Origin of the sequence: Castellaniella defragrans, assembly GCF_014203015.1 — a bacterium.
GTDB classification, from domain to species: Bacteria; Pseudomonadota; Gammaproteobacteria; order Burkholderiales; family Burkholderiaceae_B; genus Castellaniella; species Castellaniella defragrans.
Genome location: NZ_JACHIB010000004.1, coordinates 188,555 through 206,445, shown reverse-complemented (window position 1 = coordinate 206,445; position 17,891 = coordinate 188,555). Strand labels below are relative to the sequence as shown.

The 17,891-nt window shown below is 69.4% G+C and carries 15 protein-coding genes; 13 read left to right on the top strand and 2 right to left on the bottom strand.

Annotated features, from left to right (window positions below; all coding sequences use genetic code 11):
• Nucleotides 1–11: 11 nt before the first annotated feature.
• From HNR28_RS04770 to HNR28_RS04755, 4 genes are all read left to right on the top strand, one after another.
• Entirely contained in the window at nucleotides 12–1,214 is a 1,203-nt protein-coding gene (locus tag HNR28_RS04770) for an ABC transporter substrate-binding protein (RefSeq protein WP_184142533.1), read from the top strand.
• 126 nt (nucleotides 1,215–1,340) lie between these two features.
• On the top strand, nucleotides 1,341–2,207 hold the full coding sequence (locus tag HNR28_RS04765; protein ID WP_043681254.1) for a branched-chain amino acid ABC transporter permease: 867 nt from the start codon (nucleotides 1,341–1,343) through the stop codon (nucleotides 2,205–2,207).
• A gap of 13 nt (nucleotides 2,208–2,220) precedes the next feature.
• Nucleotides 2,221–3,999 carry a branched-chain amino acid ABC transporter ATP-binding protein/permease gene (locus HNR28_RS04760; protein ID WP_151025533.1) on the top strand — a complete coding sequence of 593 codons (1,779 nt, stop codon included), beginning with the start codon at nucleotides 2,221–2,223 and terminating at the stop codon, nucleotides 3,997–3,999.
• On the top strand, nucleotides 3,992–4,696 hold the full coding sequence (locus HNR28_RS04755; RefSeq protein ID WP_043681258.1) for an ABC transporter ATP-binding protein: 705 nt from the start codon (nucleotides 3,992–3,994) through the stop codon (nucleotides 4,694–4,696). The genes HNR28_RS04760 and HNR28_RS04755 overlap by 8 nt, the downstream gene beginning before the upstream one ends.
• 25 nt (nucleotides 4,697–4,721) lie before the next feature.
• Here the strand turns inward: HNR28_RS04755 and HNR28_RS04750 are convergent, their stop codons facing one another.
• Both HNR28_RS04750 and HNR28_RS04745 read right to left on the bottom strand, forming a co-directional pair.
• Nucleotides 4,722–5,423: a FadR/GntR family transcriptional regulator gene (locus HNR28_RS04750; protein WP_043681260.1), complete on the bottom strand. Its 702-nt coding sequence runs from the start codon at nucleotides 5,421–5,423 to the stop codon at nucleotides 4,722–4,724.
• Between the two features lie 59 nt (nucleotides 5,424–5,482).
• Complete coding sequence (locus tag HNR28_RS04745) at nucleotides 5,483–6,220, bottom strand: SDR family NAD(P)-dependent oxidoreductase (RefSeq protein WP_184142530.1); 738 nt, start codon at nucleotides 6,218–6,220, stop codon at nucleotides 5,483–5,485.
• 282 nt (nucleotides 6,221–6,502) lie between these two features.
• Here HNR28_RS04745 and HNR28_RS04740 point away from each other — a divergent pair, with 282 nt between their 5' ends.
• The 9 genes from HNR28_RS04740 (at nucleotide 6,503) to lpdA (ending at nucleotide 17,775) form a co-directional block, all read left to right on the top strand.
• Nucleotides 6,503–7,741, top strand: coding sequence for a branched-chain amino acid ABC transporter substrate-binding protein (locus HNR28_RS04740; RefSeq protein WP_409360364.1), 1,239 nt, complete (start codon nucleotides 6,503–6,505; stop codon nucleotides 7,739–7,741).
• 224 nt (nucleotides 7,742–7,965) lie between these two features.
• A complete protein-coding gene (locus HNR28_RS04735) occupies nucleotides 7,966–8,907 on the top strand; it encodes a branched-chain amino acid ABC transporter permease (RefSeq protein ID WP_043681275.1) in 942 nt (313 codons plus the stop codon).
• 4 nt (nucleotides 8,908–8,911) lie between these two features.
• A complete protein-coding gene (locus HNR28_RS04730; RefSeq protein WP_043681278.1) occupies nucleotides 8,912–10,147 on the top strand; it encodes a branched-chain amino acid ABC transporter permease in 1,236 nt (411 codons plus the stop codon).
• Entirely contained in the window at nucleotides 10,144–11,022 is an 879-nt protein-coding gene (locus HNR28_RS04725; RefSeq protein ID WP_084330543.1) for an ABC transporter ATP-binding protein, read from the top strand. The genes HNR28_RS04730 and HNR28_RS04725 overlap by 4 nt, the downstream gene beginning before the upstream one ends.
• Before the next feature lie 95 nt (nucleotides 11,023–11,117).
• Nucleotides 11,118–11,846 (top strand): ABC transporter ATP-binding protein, encoded by a 729-nt coding sequence (locus HNR28_RS04720; protein ID WP_043686099.1) that lies wholly within the window; start codon nucleotides 11,118–11,120, stop codon nucleotides 11,844–11,846.
• Nucleotides 11,843–12,712: an SDR family NAD(P)-dependent oxidoreductase gene (locus tag HNR28_RS04715; protein ID WP_084330544.1), complete on the top strand. Its 870-nt coding sequence runs from the start codon at nucleotides 11,843–11,845 to the stop codon at nucleotides 12,710–12,712. The genes HNR28_RS04720 and HNR28_RS04715 overlap by 4 nt, the downstream gene beginning before the upstream one ends.
• Before the next feature lie 20 nt (nucleotides 12,713–12,732).
• Nucleotides 12,733–14,937 (top strand): alpha-ketoacid dehydrogenase subunit alpha/beta, encoded by a 2,205-nt coding sequence (locus HNR28_RS04710; RefSeq protein WP_043681281.1) that lies wholly within the window; start codon nucleotides 12,733–12,735, stop codon nucleotides 14,935–14,937.
• A gap of 38 nt (nucleotides 14,938–14,975) precedes the next feature.
• Entirely contained in the window at nucleotides 14,976–16,358 is a 1,383-nt protein-coding gene (locus HNR28_RS04705; RefSeq protein WP_043681285.1) for a pyruvate dehydrogenase complex dihydrolipoamide acetyltransferase, read from the top strand.
• Nucleotides 16,359–16,365: 7 nt separating this feature from the next.
• A complete protein-coding gene (gene lpdA / locus HNR28_RS04700) occupies nucleotides 16,366–17,775 on the top strand; it encodes a dihydrolipoyl dehydrogenase (RefSeq protein WP_043681288.1) in 1,410 nt (469 codons plus the stop codon).
• The last annotated feature ends 116 nt before the right edge of the window (nucleotides 17,776–17,891 follow it).

Below are 17,891 nucleotides of genomic sequence, written 5' to 3'. Positions count from 1 at the left end.
GGAGCGCAGACATGAGATTCAAGCAGGCAGTGTTGTCCCTTGCCGTCAGTGCCATGGCGGTCGCCGCCTCCGGCGCCACGGCGGCCACCGTGAAGATCGGGGCCCTGTATCCATTCAGCGGCGGCCTGGCCCTGCTGGGGCAGGAAAGCTACCGCGGCCTGGAGCTGGCCGTCAACGAGCGCAACGCGGCGGGCGGCCTCAACGGCGACACGATCGAGATCGTCAAGGCCGACGCGGTCGATCCCAACCAGGCGGTTTCGGGGGCCAAGGCCCTGGTGTCCGACAAGGTGGCCGCCATCTTCGGCAGCTACGCGTCGGGCCTGTCCTATGCGGCCTCGCCGGTGGCCGAGCTGGCCGCCGTGCCGTATTTCGAGCTGGGCGCCACGGCGCACAAGATCACCACGCGGGACTACAAGTACCTGTTCCGCAGCAATCCGAACACCGCCAAGTACGGCGTGGCGGTGGTCGATGCCCTGCATCGGCTCATCGCGCCGGGCATGGGGCTGAGCGCGAAGGACATCCGCATCGGTATCATCCACGAGGACGGCCCCTATGGCACGGACGTGGCGGCCACGGAAAAGAAGCGCGCCGCCGAACTGGGCTACACGGTGGTGGAGGATCTGCCGTATTCCGCCAAGACGGTGGACCTGTCCTCCCTGATCCTGCGCCTGAAGGGCGCCAAGGCCAACGTGGTGCTGCAGACCTCGTACCAGAACGACACGATCCTGTATTTCCGCCAGGCCCGCGAAGCCAATTTCCATCCCGACGTGGTGATCGGCGCCGGGGGCGGCTATTCCCTGATGGACACGGCCAAGGCCGTGGGGGCCGACATGAACGGCGTGTTCGACCTGGATTTCCCGCAGGCGTCGATCAATCCGCAGGGCGCGCCGGGGCTGGACAAGTTCCTCGCGGCGTACAAGGCCGCGTACGGCGGCGCCCCGCAATCGGGCCACAGCCTGGCCAATTACGTCGGCGCCAAGGCTTTCCTCGACATCATGGCCGAAGCCAAGTCCTTCGACGCGGACAAGATCCGCGCGGCGGTGCTGGCCTACAAGAAGCCGGCCGGCGAGACCGCCAACGGCTGGGGCTTCGAGTTCGCCGAGGACGGGCAGAACGAGGCCTCGGACTTCTACGTGATGCAGTGGCAGAACGGCGAGCTGGTGACGATCGAGCCCGCCAACCTCGCCCAGGGCAAGCCCGTATTCAAGAAGTAGTCCGGCGCGGCCCGGGCCGCGCCGCCGCGGCGGGCGCGCCGGCCGGGGCCGCGGGTCGGGGTCCGGAGCCCCGGGGCCCGAGCCTTCCCGCCCGCCGCGGCGGCGCCACTCACGAGAGGATTGGCCATGGATATTTTTTTCCAGTTGATCATCAATGGTCTCCTCCTGGGAGGCGCCTACATGATCCTCAGCCTGGGCCTGACGCTGATCTTCGGCGTGGTCCGCGTGGTGAACTTCGCGCATGGCGAGTTCCTGATGATCGGCATGTACCTGGTGTACCTGCTGGCCGCGCAGCTGGGCATCCATCCCTACGTCGGGCTGGTGCCCGCCGCCCTCGTGCTGTTCGCCCTGGGCGCCGTCACGCAGAAGGTCGTCATCGAGCCCCTGCTGAACGCGGGCGAGGAAATCCAGATCTTCGCCACGGTCGGCGTCTCCACGATCCTGCTGAACCTGGCGCTGGTGATCTTCGGCGCCGACGTGTTCCGCGTCCATACCTCGGTGGGCACCGGCTCCGTGGCGGTGGGGCCGTTTTCGCTGGTGACCGGCCAGATCGCCACCTTCGCCGTGGCGATCGTGCTGGCGGCCGGCCTGCACCTGTTCATGCACCGGACCTACCTGGGCCGCGCCCTGCGGGCCGTCGCGCAGCAGCGCTACGCGGCCATGCTGATGGGGGTGGACGTCAAGTTCGTGTACGTCATCGCCTTCGGCCTGGGCTCGGCCTTCGTGGGCGTGGCCGCCGGCCTGCTGGCGCCGCAGTATCCGGTCTTCCCGACGGTGGGCACCTATTTCGTGCTGACCGCCTTCGTGATCGTGGTGCTGGGCGGCATGGGCAGCCTGTACGGCGCGGTCGCGGGATCCCTCATCATCGGCGTGGTCGACACCCTGGCCGGCTTCTACATCGCGCCGGACCTGAAAGAGGTCGTCTACTTCGGCATTTTCCTGCTGATCCTGATCCTGCGTCCTAGCGGGCTGTTCGGCCTGGGCACTGAATAACCCGGAGGCGCGCGTGTTTCCCGATCTCAGACATCCAAAATCGTACGTCGGCCTGGGCGTGCTGGCGCTGGCGTTCCTCGCGCCCCTGGCATTGAACACCCCCTTCTGGACCAATCTGTTCGTCCTGCTGTTCGTCTTCTCGGCCCTGTCGATCGCCTGGAACATCGTGGGCGGCTTCGCCGGCCAGCTGTCCCTGGGCCACGCGGTGTTCTACGGCATCGGCGGCTACACCTCGACCCTGCTGACGCAGAATTTCGGCATCTCCCCCTGGATCGGCCTGTTCGCCGGCGCGGCGATCTCGGGCGCCGTGGCCGTCGTCATCAGCTATCCCACCCTGCGCCTGAAAGGACCCTTCTTCGCCCTGGCGACCATCGCCATCCTGGAGGTCGTGCGCCTGCTCGTCATCCACGAGGAAAGCTGGACGGGGGGTTCCAGCGGCATCAGCCTGCCGCTGAGCATCGGCTGGAAGTGGATGATCTTCCGCGACAAGACCAACTACCTGGTGATCGCGTTCGGGCTGTTCCTGTTCGTCTTCTGGGTGTCCTGGATGATCCGGAAGTCGCGGCTGGGGCATTATCTGCTGGCCATCCGCGAGCGCGAGAGCGCGGCGCAGGCGGTGGGGGTGAACACCGCCGGCAAGAAGACCCAGGCGGCCGTGATCTCGGCCATGCTGACCAGCATCGTCGGCACCTTCCACATCACCTATCTGATGTTCGTCGATCCGGCCTCGGCCTTCTCGCTGGAGCTGTCCATCCAGATCGCCATGTTCTCCCTCATCGGCGGGATGGGGACCCTGGCCGGGCCGGTCGCCGGCACCTTCCTGGTCCTGCCGATCGCCGAGCTGGCGCGCGCCTGGCTCAGCGGCGTCGGCAACGGCGTGCACGGCCTGATCTACGGGATCATCCTGGTCATCGTCGTGCTGACCATCCCGCAGGGGCTGGTGGGCTCGCTGGGCGGCCGCGTCAACCGCCTGATGGACCGGCTGCCCTACCTGGGCCGCCGGCCCGCGGCGCGCCCCCGCGCGGCGCAAGCGAAGACGGGCCGGGTCCGGCAGGAAAATCCGGTGCTGGAGGCGCGCCACCTGTTCAAGAACTTCGGCGGGCTGCGGGCCACGCACGACGTGTCGCTGACGCTCCACGAAAACGAGATCCTCGGCATCATCGGCCCCAACGGCGCGGGCAAGACGACCGTGTTCAACCTGCTGTCGGGCTTCATCCGGCCCGACAAGGGCACGATCCGCCTGAAGTCGCGCGCCGGGCACTGGGTGAGCTGCGGCGCGCCCTACCACTACGCGCGCCAGGGCCTGAGCCGCACCTTCCAGACGGCCCTGCCGTTCACCAGCCTGACGGTGCTGGAGAACATCATGCTGGGCGCCTTCATGAACACGGCCGACCGCGCCGAGGCCGAGGCGGTGGCGCTGGAGATCGCGGAGCTGACCGACCTGCGCGAACTGCTGGACGTGGAGGCGCGCAACCTGACGGTGGGCGGCGTGAAGCGGCTGGAGGTCGCGCGCGCCCTGGCCTCCCGGCCGACGATCCTGCTGCTCGACGAGGTGATGGCGGGCCTGAACCCGACCGACATCGAACGGGCCATCGCCATGATCCGCCGGGTGCGCGAATCGGGGGTATCCGTCGTGATGATCGAGCACATGATGCAGGCGGTCATGGCCCTGTCCGACCGCATCGTCGTGATCAGCGAGGGCGCGGTCCTGACCAGCGGCTCGCCGCGCGAGGTCGTCGAAAATCCCCAGGTCATCGAAGCCTACCTGGGCCGGGAGCAACGCCATGCTTAAGGTATCCAATCTGTGCGCCGGCTACGGGAAGACGCAGGTGCTCGACCGCATCAGCTTCCACGTGGACGCGGGCGAGGTCGTCACCCTGATCGGGGCCAACGGGGCGGGCAAGACCACGACGCTGAAGGCGATCTGCGGCGTCATCCCCGTGACCGGGGGCCAGGTCGAGTTCGAGGGCGAGCAGCTGGCCAACCGGCCCGCGTCCCACATCGTCTCGGCCGGCATCACCATGATTCCCGAGGGGCGCCAGCTCTTTCCCGGCTTCACCGTGCGCGACAACCTGCTGATGGGCGCCTACAAGCCGGCGGCCCGCGCCGAGGCCGCCCGGCGCATGGACGAGGTCCTGGAGATCTTTCCCCGCGTGAAGGAGCGCCTGGCCCAGCTGGCGGGCTCGCTGTCCGGCGGGGAGCAGCAGATGGTCGCCATCGCGCGCGGCATGATGGCCGGCCCGCGCCTGCTGATCTTCGACGAGCCCTCGGTCGGCCTGTCGCCGCTGCTGGTGCAGCAGATGTTCGACATCGTCGAGCGCATCACCGCCGGCGGCATGACGGTGCTGCTGGTGGAGCAGAACGTCTTCCAGACGCTGAAGCTGGCCGACCGCGGCTACGTGCTGGAAAACGGCACCATCGTCCTGGAGGGCAGCGGCGCGGAGCTGCTGAACAATCCCCACATCAAGCGGGCCTACCTGGGCGGCTGAGGCCGGCCGCCGGTGCTCGCGGCCGTCATTCCTTCAGGTAGATGTCCAGGCGCCGGGCGGCGTTGCGCAGGTGCGTCTCGGCGGCCTGGGCGGCACCGGCGCCGTCGCGCGCCTGGATGGCCTTGAGGATGGCCTGGTGCTCGGTCTGCACGGACATCATCAGGTCCGGATGGCGGGTGACCGTGTTGGTGCGCGCCCGCCGGATCAGGCGCCTGACGTGCTGCTCCAGGTATTCGTTCAGGGCGATGAAGTGGGGGTTGTGGGTCGCGTCGCAGATCGCCTGGTGAAAGGCGTAGTCCTCGCTGTCGCCGGGCTGGTCGTTGATGATGGCGTATTCCATCCCGATCAGGGCGCGCCGGATCGATTTCAGGTCCTTGGCCGTGTGCCGCATCGCCGCATGGCGCGCGGCGGCCGACTCGAACGCCACCAGCAGCTCGATGATGTGTTCGAGGGCGTCGCGGTCGTCCAGCGCGGTGGCCGACAGGCGGAAGGACTGGCGCGCGCTGCGCGCGTTGACGAACACCCCCCGGCCCTGGTGCGAGCTGACCAGCCCTTCGGACTTGAGCTGCGAGATGGCCTCGCGCACGACGGACCGGCTGACGCCGAACTGTTCGCACAGCTGCTTTTCGCTGGGCAGCTTGCCGCCTTCGACGAGGCGGTTCTGCTCGATTTCGTCCTTCAGCCATTCGACGATGCGGGTCGTCAGCGGCGGAGTGGCGTTGTCCATGGTCCTGCGTGCCTATGCCGGGAGTGCCGTTGAGCCGCTCAGTATGACATGGGCCGCGGTCATACGATGTACAGGCCGCCGTTGACGTGCACGGTCTCGCCGGTCACGAAGGCCGCCAGGTCGGAGCACAGGAACGCGATGACGCCGGCCACCTCGGCCGCGGTCCCGAACCGCTTCATCGGCGTGGCGTCCAGCAGCGTCTGGCCCTTCTGGCGCACCAGCGGCTCGCTCATCGCCGTGGCGATGATGCCGGGCGCCACGATGTTGACCCGGGTGCGGGGCGCGAGTTCCAGCGCCAGGCTCTTGCTGAAGCTGCTGACGGCGCCCTTCGAGGCCGAGTAGTGCGCGTGGCCGAAGCTGCCGCGGTGGCCGGCCAGGGACGCCAGGGTGACGATGGCGCTGCCGTCGGCGAGGTGGGGGATGACGGCGCGGCACATGTAGAAGGTGCCGTCCAGATTGATGCTCATGAGCTTGCGCCACTGGGCGTCGCTCATGTCCTGGACGCGCTGCTCCGGGTAGATGCCGGCCGAATGCACCAGGCAGTCGATGCCGCCGTGGCGCGCGGCGACCTCCCGGGCCAGCGCCTGGCAGGCCTGCGCGTCCGACATGTCGGCGGCGTGCGTGGAGACGCCGCCGGCCACGGGCGCGAGCTCGGCGGCCAGCGCGTCGAGCGGCCCGGCGGCCAGGTCGCACAGGGCCACGCGGGCGCCGGCCCGCGCCATCAGGCGCGCCGCTTCGCGGCCGATGCCGCCGCCGGCGCCGGTGATCAGGACGGTCTTGCCAGAGAATGAAATCATCGATGTCTCCTTCTAGGGTAATCCCTAGTATCAGATAAGCTATTGATAATGAAGATGAAAAATCCGGAATCCGGAATTTTTCCGGCAACTCGCCCGCGCCGCATTGACAAGCGATTTTCCACTTGCCTAGAATTCTACAACTTGTCTGATAAGTAGATCAAATATGTCTGACAAGTTGACGGAAATCAGATCAACGAAGGCGATCCGGCCGGGCGCCGCAGAACGCCCGGCGCTTTCCGAGAGCCGGGGCCGGATGCCGATCACAGAACAGGAGTGGCTGGAGTGAAATACACGAAAATTGCGACGATGCTGTCCGTTTGCGGCCTGCTGACGATGGGGGCGGCCCAGGCCGCGCCGCTGAAGATCGCGCTGGTCGAGACCCTGTCCGGTCCGCAGGCCTCGACGGGGCTGCTGTACCGGACCGCCGTCAAGTACGGGCTGGACGGGATCAACCAGGGCGGCGGCTGGAACGGCGCGCCGGTCGAGCTGGCCGAATACGACAACCAGGGCGGTCCGGCGGGCGCCTCGGACAAGGTCAAGGCCGCCATCGCCGGCGGCGCCCGCGTCATCATCCAGGGCTCGTCCTCGGCCGTGTCCGGGCAGATCACCGAGGACGTGCGCAAATACAATCTGCGCAATCCGGGCAAGGAAGTGCTGTACCTGAACATGGGCGGCGAGGCCCTGGAACTCACCGGGGACAAGTGCCACTTCTATCACTTCCGCTTCACGACCAACGCGCCGATCCGCGTCAAGACGCTCGTGCACGCGATGAAGGAAGCCGGCGACCTGGGCACCAAGGTCTTCTCCATGAACCAGAACTATTCCTGGGGCGCGGACATGCAGAAGGCGATCCAGGATTTCGCCCAGGAAGGCGGCTACACGGTGGTGGAATCCGTGCTGCACGACGTCAACAAGATCCAGGATTTCGCCCCCTATACCGCCAAGATCCGCGCCAGCGGCGCGCAGACGGTGCTCACGGGCAACTGGTCCAACGACCTGCTCCTGCTGATGAAGAGCGCGCGCAACGCCGGCCTGAACGTGCGTTTCGGCACGGTCTTCCTGGACCAGCCGGGCAACATCGCCAACGCGGGGGACACCGCGCTGGGGCATTACATCGCCACCGCCTTCAATCTGGGGCTCAATCCGCAGACCGAACAGTTCGGCGAGGCGTACAAGGCCAAGACCGGCCACTACCCGACCTTCATCGAGCCGCAGACGGTGTTCGGCATGGAAATGCTGGGCGAAGCGCTGAAGCGGACCGCCGCCAAGGACGGCGACATGAACGTCACGGACCTGGCCCTGAACCTGGAAAAGGTGCACCTCAAGACGCCCATGGGCGAGCAGAGCATCCGCCAGGCGGACCACCAGGTCGTGCTGCCCATCGTCGTCGCCAAGGTCGGCAAGGACGCCAAGTACAAGGCGGACGGGACCGACATGGGTTTCGTGGCGGTGAAGACGTTCACGGGCGAGGAGGCCGTCAACCCCGTCGAAGCCACGTGCAAGATGAAGCGCCCGGCCTGAGCCGGCGGCCCGTCGCCGATCCGGCTCCGCGGAGCGATCCGGCTCCGGCGGGCCCGGCCCCGGCCGGCGGGGTTCCGGTCCTTCCGGTGCCGGGTGGCCCGGTCCCGGCCGGTTCGGCCCTGGTTTGAGGACGCGGGGCGCCGGCCGGCAGGCCGGGGCCCTTCACGAAGCGTTCGTCGCGCACGATCCGGCCGCCCGCGGCGGGTGCGCATTCTGGAATTGCCATGGAATTTTTCACCGTTTCCTTGCTGAACGGGGTGATCTACGGATTGCTGCTGTTCATGGTGTCGGCGGGGCTGACACTGATCTTCGGCATGATGGGCGTGCTGAACTTCGCCCATGCCGCCTTCTACATGCTGGGCGCCTACCTGGCCTACAGCCTGGAAAAGGCCGTCGGCTTCTGGCCGGCGATCGTGCTGTCCCCGATCCTCGTCGGCGTGACCGGCGGACTGGTCGAGCGCTACATGCTGCGCCGCGTCCACCGCTACGGGCACGGGCACCAGCTGCTGCTGACCTTCGGGGTGTCCTTCATCATCACCGAGCTGGTCAAGCTGTTCTACGGCAACTACCCGGTGGACTACCGGGTGCCGGCTTCCCTGGATTTCTCCGCCTTCCGGATCTTCGACGCCAGCTACCCCTTCTATCGCCTGCTGATCGGCGGCACGTCCGTGCTGATGTTCGCCCTGATCTACCTGCTGCTGACGCGCACGCGGGTCGGCATCGTGGTGCGCTCGGCCGTCTTCAAGCCGCGCATGGCCGAGGCGCTGGGCCACAACGTGCCCATGGTGTTCATGGGCGTCTTCGCCGTGGGCTCGGCGCTCGCCGGCCTGGCCGGCGCGGTGGCGGGCGCCTTCTACACGACCAATCCCAACATGGCGCTGGAGCTGGGCGTGATGGTCTTCGTGGTGGTCGTGGTGGGCGGGCTGGGCTCCCTGGAAGGGGCCATGGTGGCCTCGCTGCTGATCGGCCTGATCACCTCGTTCGCGGTGGGCGTGGACTACAGCTTGGCCGATGCGCTGGGCGTCGTGGGGCTGGGCGCCTGGGCGCACCAGGTGGGCGGGCTGCTGACGCTGAAGGTGTCCTCGCTGGCGGGCACGATTCCCTTCGCCCTGATGCTGCTGGTCCTGATGGTCCGGCCGTCCGGGCTGATGGGCAACCGGGAGTAGGACCATGAAATCGATCCACGCAACGACGCTGCTGGCGCTGCTCGCCCTGCTGCTCTTCGTGCCGCCGTACCTGCCGACGACCCTGGTGAACGCCGGCATCCAGATGCTGATCGCGGCCCTGTTCGCAACGGCGTTCAACGTGCTGGCCGGGCAGGGCGGGATGCTGTCCTTCGGCCATTCCGCCTATTTCGCCATCGGCACCTTCGCCACCATCCACGCCATGAACGCGGTCGAGGCGATCGCGGGATTTCCCACGCCGCTGCTGCCGCTGGCCGGCTTCGTGGGCGGCGGCCTGCTGGGCGTGGCGGCGGGCTGGTTCTCCACCCAGCGCAGCGGGGTGTATTTCGCCATGGTGACCCTGGCGCTGGCCGAACTGCTGCACGCCCTGGCGCCGCACCTGAGCGGGATATTCGGCGGGGAAGGCGGCGTGTCCGCCATGCGGATGCCGGCCTGGGGGCTCACCTTCGGCTCCTCGATCGAAGTCTATTACCTGACGCTGTTCTGGGCCGCGCTGGGCATCGCCCTGCTGTATTACTTCACGCGCACGCCGCTCGGGCGCCTGTGCGAGGGGCTGCGGGAAAATACGCACCGGCTGGGCTTCCTGGGCTACGACGTCCACAGGCTGCGCCTCATGGTGTTCACGATATCGGCCGCGTTCTCGGGGCTGGCGGGCGCGCTGCTGGCCATGAGCAACGAGGCGGCGAACTACGTGCTGTTCGACATGAACCTGTCGGCCCAGGTCGTGCTCAACGCCTACATCGGCGGCATCGGCGCCTTTTTCGGGCCGGCGCTGGGGGCGGCCGTCATGACCTTCTTCGGCTACGCGGTCTCGGACCTGACCCGGACCTGGCTGCTGTACCAGGGCGTGATTTTCGTGCTGGTGATGATGTTCATGCCGGCGGGCCTGTTCAGCATCGGCCGGTGGTGGCGCACGCACCGCGACCGCCATTCCCCGGGCCGCCTGGGCGCGGTGTTCGCGGGCTGGGCGTGCGGCTGCCTGCTGGCCGCGGCGGGCCTGGTGTTTCTCGTGGAAATGCTCGCCGTCGTGCTGGCGCAGGATTATCAGTCCCTGCTGGTGGCGGGCCAGCCCTGGCCGGCGGTGGCGCTGTTCGGCCTGAACCTGCGGCCCGGCCAGTTCCTGGTCTGGCTCGCGCCGCTGCTGCTGATCGCCCTGGGCGTGGTCTGGGTGCTGTGGGTCGGCCGCCGCTGGGCGGCCCTGCGCGAGGAGTACGCATCATGAATGTCCCCATCGTCGAAAACGCCGCGGAGAGCGTCGCCGGAAACGCGGCCGGGAATGCCGCCGGAAGCACGGCCGGGCACGCGGCCCGAAACGGCGCGGCGGCCCGCAACCCCGCCGCCGGGGCCCGCACGGTCCTGGAGCTGGCGGGCGTCCACAAATCGTTCGGCGAGACCGAGATCATCCGCGGGGTGGACCTGGCGCTGATCGAGGGAGAGCGGCACGCCATCATCGGCCCCAACGGCGCCGGCAAATCCACGCTGTTCCACCTGATCTCCGGGCAGCTGCAGCCCACCCGGGGCACCATCACCCTGGACGGCCGGCAGATCCAGGGGCTCGAACCGCGCGTCATCAACCGGATGGGGCTGGCGCGGTCGTTCCAGATCACCAACATCTTCCCGGGCCACAGCGTGTTCGAGAACCTGCGCTTCGGCATCCTGCGCCGCTACGGCCTGCAATACAACTTCTGGCGCCGGGTGGCCCAGGTGCGGCGGATCACCGAGGAAACCGAGCAGCTGCTGGAGGAACTGCGCCTGCTGAAGTCGCGCGACGTCCTGGCGGGCGAGCTGTCCTATTCCGAGCAGCGGTCGCTGGAGATCGGCATGGCGCTGGCGTCCGATCCGCGCGTCGTGCTGCTGGACGAACCGATGGCGGGCATGTCGCGCGAGGAAACCGACTACACCGTCGGCCTGATCCGCCAGCTGACGGCCCGGCGCACCCTGATGATCGTGGAGCATGACATGGATGTGGTGTTTTCCCTGAGCGACCGCGTCAGCGTGCTGGTCTACGGCCAGATCATCGCCACGGGCACGCCCGACGAGATCCGCGCCAACCGGCAGGTGCAGGAAGCGTATCTGGGCACGGAGGTCTCGGTATGAAGGACGAACGGGGCATGAAGGACGAGCGCCACGCCGCGCGAAGCGAAGGGCAGGCGCGGATGCAGTCGGAGGCGCGGATGCAGTCGGAGGCGCGGATGCAGTCGCAGTCGCAGGCGCAGGCGCTGCTGAGCGTGCGCGGCCTGCATGCGCACTACGGCAAGAGCCACATCCTGCGGGGCGTGGATTTCGAGGTCGGACATGGCCAGGTGCTCAGCCTGCTGGGCCGCAACGGCTCGGGGCGGTCCACCACCCTGAAGGCGCTGATGGGTCTGGTGCCGCCCAGCGCCGGCCAGGTGCTGTTCGACGGCGCGGAGCTGGCGGGCCTGCCGCCCTACGCCATCGCGCGCCGGGGCATGGCCTACGTGCCCGAGGAACGCGAGGTCTTCGCCAACCTGAGCGTCGAGGAAAACCTGATCATGGGCATGCAGGCGGCCCGCGAGGGCATCGCACGCTGGTCCGTCGAGCGCATGTTCGACTATTTCCCGCGCCTGAAGGAGCGCCGCAACACGCTCGCCGGCAACCTCTCGGGCGGCGAGCAGCAGATGCTCACGATCTGCCGGTCGCTGCTGGGCAATCCGCGGCTCATCATGATCGACGAACCCACGGAAGGCCTGGCGCCCAAGATCGTCGAGGTCGTGGGCGAGGCCATCCAGGACATCCACCGCCATGGGGTCTCGGTGATCCTGGTGGAACAGAAACTCACCATCGCCATGAGGATTTCCACCGACGTGTGCCTGCTGGGCCACGGCCACGTCGTCTTCAGCGGCACCCCGGCGGAATTGACCGAACGCCCGCAATTGCTCAAGGACTGGCTGGCCGTATGAACGCTTCCCACACGAATGCTTCCTCCCGGGATGCGTCCTTCCCCGATGCGCCCTACTCGATCGAGGCCCTGCAGGCCCTGGCCCGCGGCCAGGGCTTCGCGGGACTGCGGGACAAGGTGGTCCTGATCACGGGGGCGGCCAGCGGCATCGGCCTGGCCATGGCGCACGCGTTTTCCGCCTGCGGCGCGCGTCTGGCGCTGCTGGACGTCGACGGCGCGGCGCTGGAAGCCGCCGCCGGCCGGCTGCGGGCCGCGGCGCCGCAGGTGCCGATCCTGGCGCAGGTCGCCGCCGTCGACGAGCAGCCGGCGGTCGAGCGGGCGTTCGAGGCCGTCGAACAGGCCTGGGGGCGGGTGGACGTCCTGCTCAACAATGCCGGGATCTCGATGAACTGCCCGACGCTGGAGCTGTCGGGCGAGGCCTGGCGCAAGGCGGTGGACGTCAATCTGAACGGCGTCTTCTATTGCGCCCAGGCGGCCGCCCGGCGCATGGTCGCCCGCGGCGGGGGCGTGATCCTGAACATGGCTTCCATGTACGGCGTGGTGGCCGCCCCCGAACGCGCGGCCTATTGCGCCACCAAGGCGGCGGTCGCCATGCTGAGCAAGTCGCTGGCCATCGAATGGGGCCCCCTGGGCGTGCGGGTCAACGCCATCGCGCCCGGCTACGTCCGCACCGCCCTGGTCGACGACCTGGTGGCGCGCGGGCGCATGGACCTGGACGCGCTGGCGCGGCGCACGCCCAGCGGCCGGCTGGGCACGCCGGAGGAAATCGCCGCGCTGGGCCTGTTCCTGGCGAGCGACCACGCCGCCTTCATCAATGGCCACGTGGCGCTGGCCGATGGCGGCTGGTCCGCCTACAGCTACATCTGATCCTGTTGTGGAGAGTATTCATGCCTGAACTGATTTCACTGGCCCCGGCCTCGCCCTGGGTGGAACTGCGCGTCACGCAGGCCGACTGGAAGGCCGCCGATCCCGCCGTGCTGGGGACGCTGCTGTCGCACATGCACCTGATCCGGGCGTTCGAGGAAACCGTGGTGGGGCTGGCGCTCGACGGCCTGGTCCACGGCCCGGCGCACTCCAGCATCGGCCAGGAAGGCGGCGCGGCCGGCGCCCTGGCCCTGCTGACTTCCGCCGACCAGGTCAACGGCTCGCATCGCGGCCACCATCATTTCCTGTCCAAGGCCCTGGCGCACCTCATGCCCGCGGGCGTGGACCCGCGCGCCGAGCTGCCGCCCGCCGTGCGGGCCCTGCTGCAGCGCACGCTGGCCGAGATCCTGGGGCTGTCGCAGGGCTTCTGCCATGGGCGCGGGGGCTCGATGCACCTGCGCTGGGACGAGGCCGGCGTCACGGGCACCAATGCCATCGTCGGCGGCGGCGTGCCGCTGGCCGCGGGCTCGGCCTGGGCGCACCGGCATGCGGGCACCGATGCGGTGGCGGTCACCTTCTTCGGCGACGGCGCCGTCAACATCGGCTCGGTGCTCGAGACGATGAACCTGGCCGCCGCCTGGAAGCTGCCCCTGTGCTTCTTCATCGAGAACAACCGCTACGCGGTGTCCACCCACGTCGAGGAGGCGACCGCCGAGCCCCGCCTGTCGGCGCGCGGCGCGGCGTTCAACATCCCCAGCTGGAAGGTGGACGGGATGGACGCGTACGCCGTCCACCTGGCCATGCAGCAGGCGCTGGCGCACATGCGCGCCGGCAGGGGGCCGACCGTGATCGAGGCGGACGTCTACCGCTTCCTGCACCAGAATGGCGGCTTCCCGGGCAGCGCCTTCGGCTATCGCAGCAAGGAGGAGGAGGCGGCCTGGCGCAAGCGGGACCCGCTGGACCAGCTGGCCGCGCGCATGCAGAAGCTGCGCCTGATCGAGGCGGCGGAGGTCGACGCCCTGCGCGCGCGCATGCAGGCCGCCATGCAGGACGCGGTCGAGGCCCTGACCGAGCCCGATCCGGCCGGCAAGGCGGGCAAGAAGCGCATCCGCCCCGAACTCTGGCCCGATCCGGGCTTCCGCGACGTGGGCCTGCGCGGCGACCTGCGCGAATTGCAGGGCGCGCGCTGCGAGGAGGAATCCACCTTCCGGGGCGAGCTGCGGGAGCGCAAGTTCATCGACGTCGTGGCCGAGACGATGGACCGCCGCATGGCGGCCGACGCGCGCATCGTCGTGCTGGGCGAGGACGTGCACCGCCTGAAGGGCGGCACCAACGGCGCGACGCGGGGCCTGAAGGACAAGTACCCCAGCCGCGTGCTGGGCACGCCCATCAGCGAGAACGCCTTCGCCGGCCTGGGCGGCGGCATGGCGATGGACGGCCGCTTCCGGCCGGTGGTGGAATTCATGTATCCCGATTTCCTCTGGGTCGCGGCCGACCAGGTGTTCAACCAGATCGGCAAGGCGCGGCACATGTTCGGCGGCGACATCGACGTCCCGCTGGTGCTGCGCTCCAAGGTCGCGATGGGCACCGGCTACGGCTCGCAGCACTCGATGGATCCCGCCGGCATCTTCGTCACCAGCCCGGGCTGGCGCATCGTCGCGCCGTCCACGCCGTTCGACTACGTCGGCCTCATGAATGCCGCGCTGCAGCTGGAGGACCCGGTGCTGGTCATCGAGCACGTGGACCTCTACGCCGCCAGCGGCCCGGCGCCCGTGGACGACTTCGACTACCAGACCGCGTTCGGCAAGGCGGCCGTGCGCCGCGCGGGCGCCGAGGTCACGGTGCTCACCTACCTGTCGATGGTCTGGCACGCCCTGGAGGCGGTCGAACGCACGGGCGTCGATGCCGAGGTCGTCGATCTGCGCTGGCTGGATCGCGCCAGCCTGGATTGGGAGACGATCGGCGCCAGCATCCGCAAGACGAACAACGTGCTGATCGTCGAGCAGGGCGCGCAGGGCACGTCCTACGGCGGCTGGCTGGCCGACGAGATCCAGCGGCGCTTCTTCGACTGGCTGGACCAGCCCGTCCAGCGCGTCACCGGGGGCGAGGCCTCGCCCAGCATCTCCAAGGTGCTGGAGCGCGCCGCCTGCGCGCGCACCGAGGAAGTCGTGGAAGGCCTGGAGCGCGTCATGCGCGGCCAGGGCGCCCCCGTGCGCGGCCAGGGCTGAGGAGATGGGAATGAATCGGAAGCAGGGGAGGAATTGAGATGGCCATTCTGTTGCACATGCCGGAAGTCGCCGCCAACATGGAGTCCGCCACCATCGTGTCCTGGGCCAAGGCGGAGGGCGACCCGGTCGCCGTCGGCGACGCGCTGGCGGACATCGAGACCGACAAGGCGGTCATCGAGTTCACCGCGGAGGCCGCGGGCGTCCTGGGCCGGATCCTGGTGCCGGCCGGACAGGCGGCCGCCGTGGCCGCCCCCATCGGGGTGCTGCTGGCGCCGGGCGAGCAGGCCGCGGATATCGACGCCTTGCTGAGCCAGGCGGCCGGCGCGGGGCCCGCCGACCCGGCCACGGCCCAGGCCGCCGCTTCGGCTGCCGTACCGGCCGGGGCTCCGGCCTCCGCCGCCGTCCCGGACGAAGCATCGGCGCCCGCCGGCATCGCTTCGGCCGCCGCGGCTCCCGCGTCCGCGCCCGCCGCTTCTGCGCCCGCCGGTCCGGCCGGCGGCCGCCTCTTCGCCAGCCCGCTGGCCCGCCGGCTGGCGGCCGAAGCGGGGCTGGACCTGCGGGGACTGCCGGGCAGCGGGCCCCATGGCCGCATCGTCAAGCGCGACGTGCGGGCGGCGCTGGCGCGCCCGCCCGCCGCGGCGCCCGCGGCGGCCGCGTCCGTCCCCGCGCAGCCGGCCGCGGCGCCCGCCGTTGCGCCACAGGCCGCGGCGCCGGCGCCCGCCGTTCCCGCGGCGGAGGCCGGGGCGACCCGCATCCCGCATTCGGCGATGCGCCGCACCATCGCCCGGCGCCTGCTCGAAAGCAAGACGTCGGTGCCGCACTTCTACCTGCGCGCCGATTGCCGGATGGACGAGCTGCTGGCCTTGCGCGAGACCATCAACGCGGGCGCGCCGCGGCGCATCTCCGTGAACGACATGATCGTCAAGGCGGCCGCCGTGGCGCTGGCGGAGCTGCCCGACATGAACGTGAGCTGGACCGACGAGGCCCTGCTGCGGCATGCCGCCGTGGACATCTCGGTGGCGGTGGCCACCGAGAACGGCCTGATCACGCCCATCGTGCGGCAGGCCGAGGGCCGGTCCCTGTCGGCCATCAGCGCGGACATCGCCCGCCTGGCGCAGCGCGCCCGCGAGGGCCGCCTGCAGCCGCAGGAATACCAGGGCGGCAGCTTCACCGTCAGCAACCTGGGGATGCACGGCGTGCGGGAATTCGCCGCCATCATCAATCCGCCGCAGGCCGCCATCCTGGCGGTGGGCGCGACCGAGCGGCGGGCCGTGGTGGATGCGCAGGGCCAGCTCGCGGCGGCCTCGATGATGTCGGTGACGCTGTCCGTGGACCATCGCGCCATCGACGGCGCACTGGCCGCCCGCTGGCTGAAAATCTTCCGGCGCCTGATCGAGGCGCCCCTGGGCATCCTGATCTGAGGCCGCCATGAAACATGAACGTCACGATTACGACGTCGCCGTCGTCGGCGCGGGCCCCGGCGGCTATGTCGCCGCGATCCGCGCGGCGCAGCTCGGCCTGCGCACCGCGCTGGTCGAGAAGGCCGAGCCGGGCGGCGTCTGCCTGAACTGGGGCTGCATTCCCACCAAGGCGCTGCTGCGCTCGGCCGACGTGCTGCGCCTGACGCGCGACGCGGCGCGCTACGGCATCCGGGTCGAGGCGGCGCAGCCCGATCTCGCCGCCATGGTGGCCCGTTCGCGCCAGGTCGCCGGGCAGCTGCGGCGCGGCGTCGCCCATTTGCTGAAGAAGAACGGGGTGGCAGTCATCCCGGCCGCCGCCCGGCTGGCCGGCCGGGGCCGGGTCGAGCTGCGGCCGGTCGCGGCCGGCCAGGCGCCCGCCGCCCTGCAGGCGCGGTCCGTCATCCTGGCGACCGGCGCGCGCGCCCGCCTCCTGCCCGGGCTGGAGCCCGATCCGGCATCGGTCTGGTATTACCGGGAAGCGCTGACCCCCGCCTTCCTGCCCCGCCGCATGCTGGTGGTCGGGGCCGGGGCGATCGGCATCGAGTTCGCCAGCTTCTACCATGCGCTGGGGGTGCGGGTGCGGGTGGTGGAAATGGCCGACCGCGTGCTGCCGTCCGAGGATGCCGACATCTCCGCCCACATGGAGAAGTCCCTGTCCGGACAGGGCATCGAACTGTCCCTGGGATGCCGCATCCTGGAGGCGAAGCGGGCCGGCGGCGCCTGGCGGGTGAGCGTGCAGGGGCCGGCGCGGGCCGAGACCCACGAAGCCGACGTCATCCTGGTGGCGGCGGGCATCCAGGGCAACGTGGAGGACCTGGGCCTGGAGCGCACCGCGGTCCGGGTCGAGAAATCGCACATCGTGACCGGTCCGCACGGCGCGACCGACGAGCCCGGCGTGTACGCCATCGGCGACGTCGCCGGCGCGCCCTGGCTCGCCCACAAGGCCTCGCACGAGGCGGTCGCGTGCGTGGAGCACATCGCCGGCCTCGCGCCCCATGCCCTGGAAGCCGGCCGCATCCCCGCCTGCACCTACAGCCACCCCCAGGTGGCCCATGTGGGGATGACCGAGGCGCAGGCGCGCGCCGCCGGCCGCGAGGTCCGCGTCGGAAAATTCCCCTTCCTCGCCAACGGCAAGGCGATCGCCATGGGCGATACCGAAGGCTTCGTCAAGGTCGTCCTGTGCGCGCGCAGCGGCGAGCTGCTGGGGGCCCACATGGTGGGCGCCGAGGTCACCGAAATGATCCAGGGCTTCGGCATCGCCATGGGGCTGGAGACCACCGAAGCCGAATTGATGCAGACGGTCTTCGCCCATCCGACGCAATCCGAGGCCATGTACGAAGCGGTATTGGCGGCGTATGATAGGGCTCTGCATATTTGAAGCGCTTCATAATCGATCGTGAATTTGAAGCGCTTCAATTTCCAGGGCGGTTTTCAGGACAATGTCCAGGGCATTTTTCAGGGCGGATTTCCGGCAAGGGATGGAGGGAACGATGG

Coding starts and splice junctions, on each gene's coding strand:
- HNR28_RS04770 (WP_184142533.1), top strand. CDS start 12: ATGAGATTCAAGCAGGCAGTGTTGTCCCTTGCCGTCAGTGCCATGGCG.
- HNR28_RS04765 (WP_043681254.1), top strand. CDS start 1,341: ATGGATATTTTTTTCCAGTTGATCATCAATGGTCTCCTCCTGGGAGGC.
- HNR28_RS04755 (WP_043681258.1), top strand. CDS start 3,992: ATGCTTAAGGTATCCAATCTGTGCGCCGGCTACGGGAAGACGCAGGTG.
- HNR28_RS04750 (WP_043681260.1), bottom strand. CDS start 5,423: ATGGACAACGCCACTCCGCCGCTGACGACCCGCATCGTCGAATGGCTG.
- HNR28_RS04745 (WP_184142530.1), bottom strand. CDS start 6,220: ATGATTTCATTCTCTGGCAAGACCGTCCTGATCACCGGCGCCGGCGGC.
- HNR28_RS04735 (WP_043681275.1), top strand. CDS start 7,966: ATGGAATTTTTCACCGTTTCCTTGCTGAACGGGGTGATCTACGGATTG.
- HNR28_RS04730 (WP_043681278.1), top strand. CDS start 8,912: ATGAAATCGATCCACGCAACGACGCTGCTGGCGCTGCTCGCCCTGCTG.
- HNR28_RS04725 (WP_084330543.1), top strand. CDS start 10,144: ATGAATGTCCCCATCGTCGAAAACGCCGCGGAGAGCGTCGCCGGAAAC.
- HNR28_RS04720 (WP_043686099.1), top strand. CDS start 11,118: ATGCAGTCGCAGTCGCAGGCGCAGGCGCTGCTGAGCGTGCGCGGCCTG.
- HNR28_RS04715 (WP_084330544.1), top strand. CDS start 11,843: ATGAACGCTTCCCACACGAATGCTTCCTCCCGGGATGCGTCCTTCCCC.
- HNR28_RS04710 (WP_043681281.1), top strand. CDS start 12,733: ATGCCTGAACTGATTTCACTGGCCCCGGCCTCGCCCTGGGTGGAACTG.
- HNR28_RS04705 (WP_043681285.1), top strand. CDS start 14,976: ATGGCCATTCTGTTGCACATGCCGGAAGTCGCCGCCAACATGGAGTCC.
- lpdA (WP_043681288.1), top strand. CDS start 16,366: ATGAAACATGAACGTCACGATTACGACGTCGCCGTCGTCGGCGCGGGC.